This window comes from Persicitalea sp. (assembly GCF_041751555.1).
Taxonomy (GTDB): Bacteria; Bacteroidota; Bacteroidia; order Cytophagales; family Spirosomataceae; genus Persicitalea.
On record NZ_JBGSXF010000316.1, the window covers coordinates 1 to 3,732 of the forward strand.

General features: G+C 54.9%; 3 protein-coding genes. 1 reads left to right on the forward strand and 2 read right to left on the reverse strand.

Features of this window, described 5'->3' with window-relative positions; genetic code table 11:
* Positions 1 to 1,671, reverse strand: a 1,671-nt coding sequence (locus ACEW8P_RS11420; RefSeq protein ID WP_373513209.1) for a glycoside hydrolase family 9 protein, incomplete at its 3' end; no start/stop codon positions are given.
* Between the two features lie 30 nt (positions 1,672 to 1,701).
* A complete protein-coding gene (locus ACEW8P_RS11425) occupies positions 1,702 to 2,523 on the reverse strand; it encodes a DUF1080 domain-containing protein (protein WP_373513210.1) in 822 nt (273 codons plus the stop codon).
* Between the two features lie 246 nt (positions 2,524 to 2,769).
* On the opposite strand from ACEW8P_RS11425, the gene ACEW8P_RS11430 reads away from it, so the two are divergent.
* Positions 2,770 to 3,732: Kelch repeat-containing protein (locus tag ACEW8P_RS11430; protein WP_373513211.1), on the forward strand; the 963-nt coding region annotated here is incomplete at its 3' end.

Below are 3,732 nucleotides of genomic sequence, written 5' to 3' on the forward strand. Positions count from 1 at the left end.
GGAAGCGTAGGAGCAATCGTCATCCGTGAACGCTTCGTCGGGCAAATCCGAAGTGTAGGTCGGGCATTTGTCCTGTTTGCCCGGATTTGGTCCACCCGACAGCAGGCCCGGTACGGGTTCTGTCACACCGTCGGCAACGGAGGGGCGGTGGTGCGGGTGCATCACTTGCTGGCTCCCGAAGCCCGTCAGGAAGCAGTAGCCCGTACCGTTGCGCCCCAGCAGATAATCCACATTCGTGAGGGCTGCGTTCAGGTACTTTTTGTCTTTGGTCAGACGGTACGCCTGCATGATCGCCATGCCCTGATTGGCGGCCACGGCGCTGCTGCCCCAGGGATAGTCCGAGCGGCGGTGGCCCATGACGGTGTTGAGGTAGTGCGCGTCCGTGCCTTCGATGAGTCCATCGGCCATCGCAATCATTCGGGAGCGTAGCGCGGCTACGTCTTTGCGGGCGATGTCGGTCAACTGGTCGGCGTGGCGAAGCAGCGAGAAGTACCCCATCGACCGCACCTGCGGCCAGGAAGGCAGCGGGATATTGTCGTCGGGAAAAAGCTCGACCGCCGTGTAGTACGCGTCGCTTTTGGTCGTGATGTAGAGTTCACACGCCGCCCAGATAAACTCGTCCGCCAGGTTTTTGTCGCCATAAGCTCCCGTTTTAATGTCGGGATCGAAAGCCGCGTTCAGCGCTTCCTGATCGTATATCACGTTCGGATTCACCTTCGCCCAACCCCAGGCGCGTTGCGCGGCGATAAGGCAGGAGTCGGCCAGGCCGGGCAGTGGTTTTTGGTAATTTTGGAAAATTCGTGAAGCCTGCGCCATCACCGCCGCGAAGTCCAGCGCGGCGGTCGTGCTTTTCTGCACCACGTAGCGGGTTTTAGTGGCTTCGTGCGGCATAACCTTCATGCCGTCGAAGGCGGCGTTGGTGAGTTTGTGATAGACCCCGCCGTCGTTAGGGTCTTGCATCGTCAGCATCCAGCGCAAGTTCCAAAGTGCCTCATCCAGCAAATCCGGTAGGGAATTTTCGCTTTCAGGAATATTGAGATTTAACGCGTCGTAGTAAGCCGGAAAATCTTCGTAGGCCGCCAGCATCGTCCCCACCGAGATACCCGAATTGACAATGTACTTGTTGTAGTCCCCAGCATCGTACCAGCCGCCCGGCGCGGAAATAATTGTCCCGGCGGGACGGCGCGGACTAGCAGCCGAGGGATGCACAAGCACCGCCGTATCGGGATGTCCGCCGCGCCGCGCCCACTTTCCGGCGTACTTTTCCGGCAAAGGCGTGGACATCCGCTGAAAATAGTAGCCCTTGATTGCCGCGCGCGACGCCGCGTCGTGGACGTGGGTTTTTATTTCAAAAGGGTAGGAAGAACCCAGCCCCACAATGTCCAGTACGTAGCGGCCCGGCTTGCTGAAATCTGTAAAATCGGCAATGCGGGTAGTTTTGTCTGAAAAAGGAGACGTACGGCTTTCACTCAGTTGTCCCTTGTAAACTACCTCGTCTCCCTCAGCGGATTTTACTGTGAAACTACCCGCCGCGACTCCATACACTGCCGCTAGCTTGGGAGCATCAGGGTAGTAGCCGATCTGGTTCAGTCGGATGGCTCGGGGCGCATTTTGAGAATGCGAAGCCGAGGCCGCTAACCAGGCAAAACAAAACAGAGCAAAAGCTTTCATTTTTACAAAAAAAAGTCGGATGTGGGTTCACTACTCACTCTTTCCCTTTTTACCGCTGTACGTACAAAGCGAATTGTCCTCTTTCATGTAATACGACTTAAAATTCGTCGCTTTCGGATCCATGCAGCCCTTCAAGTTCAATATTTCTACTTTGCGAAACTCCACCGGGTGGCTTTCGCTTTGCAGCGAAATGGAGCCTTCGTTCAACAGTTTGCCGTCGGGTTTTTGGGCCGGATCAAAACTACCGACATTGCCGCCGCCGACTTGCGGTTTGGTGTATTCCAAAACCTTCTCGCCATTCACGAAATGTTGAATCGAAGAATCGCCCAGCACGAGGACTTCGGCCCGTACCCACTGGTCGCCATTGTAGGTTTTGGAGGTGGAGTTGATGCAATGCCGGGTGTCCAGCTTACCGTTGTACACCACATTGGTGCCGGGAGTACAAAGATTGCAGGTGGATCGCTCACCTTTGTCCAGGCCACCCAGCAGTTGTACTTCGATTGAAATTGGAAAATCCTGGTCCTTTCCCATCGAGGCGGCGGTTTGCCCGTGAACCATGATGCCGCTGTTGCGTTTGGCCCAGCCTTCGCCGCCGGGCGGCTGCTCGCCCACGAAGCGGTACTCGGTCGCGAAGCGGTAGTAGGAGAAGTTTTTCTTGTAAAATAGGTGACCGTAACGTTGCTTGAAATCGTCGTAAGCCTCGTAACGCGTCACGATCTTGCCGTCTTCGATGCGAAAAGTATTGCCAAAATTCTCGTTCAGTTCGTAGCCCCGGATTTTGATGTCCCAGCCCGACAGGTCTTTGCCATTGAACAACTGCTGCCACTCTTCTTGATTGGCAGTAGTTGTCATTTTTTGTTTGGATGTTTGGGAAGTTGAACACGCACAAAACAGCAGCAGGAAAGCGAAGGGTAGTTTTTTCATAGAAAAAATGGAAAAGAAAACTGTGTAACAAAGCAAGGATTACCTTAGTCGAGAATCCAAAATGAAGAAGTAAAGAAAAATGCCTGGCCGCTAAATATAGCGGGGATTATGGTAAAAAGCGGGGAACCCGTGTTTTTTCACTTAATTCGTATCGTAAACTTGAACCACCTCCCTATGAAATATTACCTAAGAACACTCTGCCTAACCTACTTGGTAGCCGCGCTAAGCGGTATATCGCTGGTTTCTGCTCAGGTATGGCAAGCCGCCGAACCGCTGAATTTACCCACTAAAAGGCACGAGTGCGCCCTGGCGGAAGCCAACGGCAAACTGTACCTGCTGGGCGGACGAGGCGTAAAAGCGGTGGAAGAATACGACCCCAAGCAAGATTCCTGGACAACAAAAGCCGTAACGCCGCTCGAAATGAGCCATTTTCAGGCCATTACCTATCGGGACGAAATATATGTAGTTGGTGCCTTCACCGGGCCTTATCCCCACGAGCTGCCCATTCCAAAAATGTACATCTTCAATCCTGAACGCAACGAATGGCGCGAAGGACCCGAAATTCCTGAAAACCGCCGTCGGGGTGCCGCCGGAGCGTTCGTGCATAACGACAAGATTTACGTAGTCTGCGGCATTCAGGACGGCCACTGGGACGGCCACGTGGCCTGGCTCGACGAGTACGACCCCAAAACCAACCAATGGCGGCAACTACCCGACGCCCCCCGTACCCGCGACCATGTCTCGGTGGCGATGGTCGGCGACAAGCTTTACGTAGCGGGTGGGCGGCGTTCCACGGCCAAGACCAAGAACGTTTTCAACCTGACCGTCCCCGAGGTGGATGTGTACGATTTCAAAACCAATACCTGGACGACGCTGGACGAGAAGCAAAATATTCCCACCGAGCGCGCGGGGAATATGGCCGTGGCTTACGGCAAAAAAGTCCTGATTCTGGGCGGCGAAAGTGCGGCGCAGAACACCGCCCATCGGGAAGTGGAAGCCTACAACACTAAAACCGGGCAATGGGAAACATTCACGGCGATGACGCAGGGGCGGCACGGCACCGGGGCCGCAGTTCTTAACGGCAAAGTGTACGTTGTGGCGGGTTCCGCCGATCGTGGCGGTGGCCCGGAACTGAAC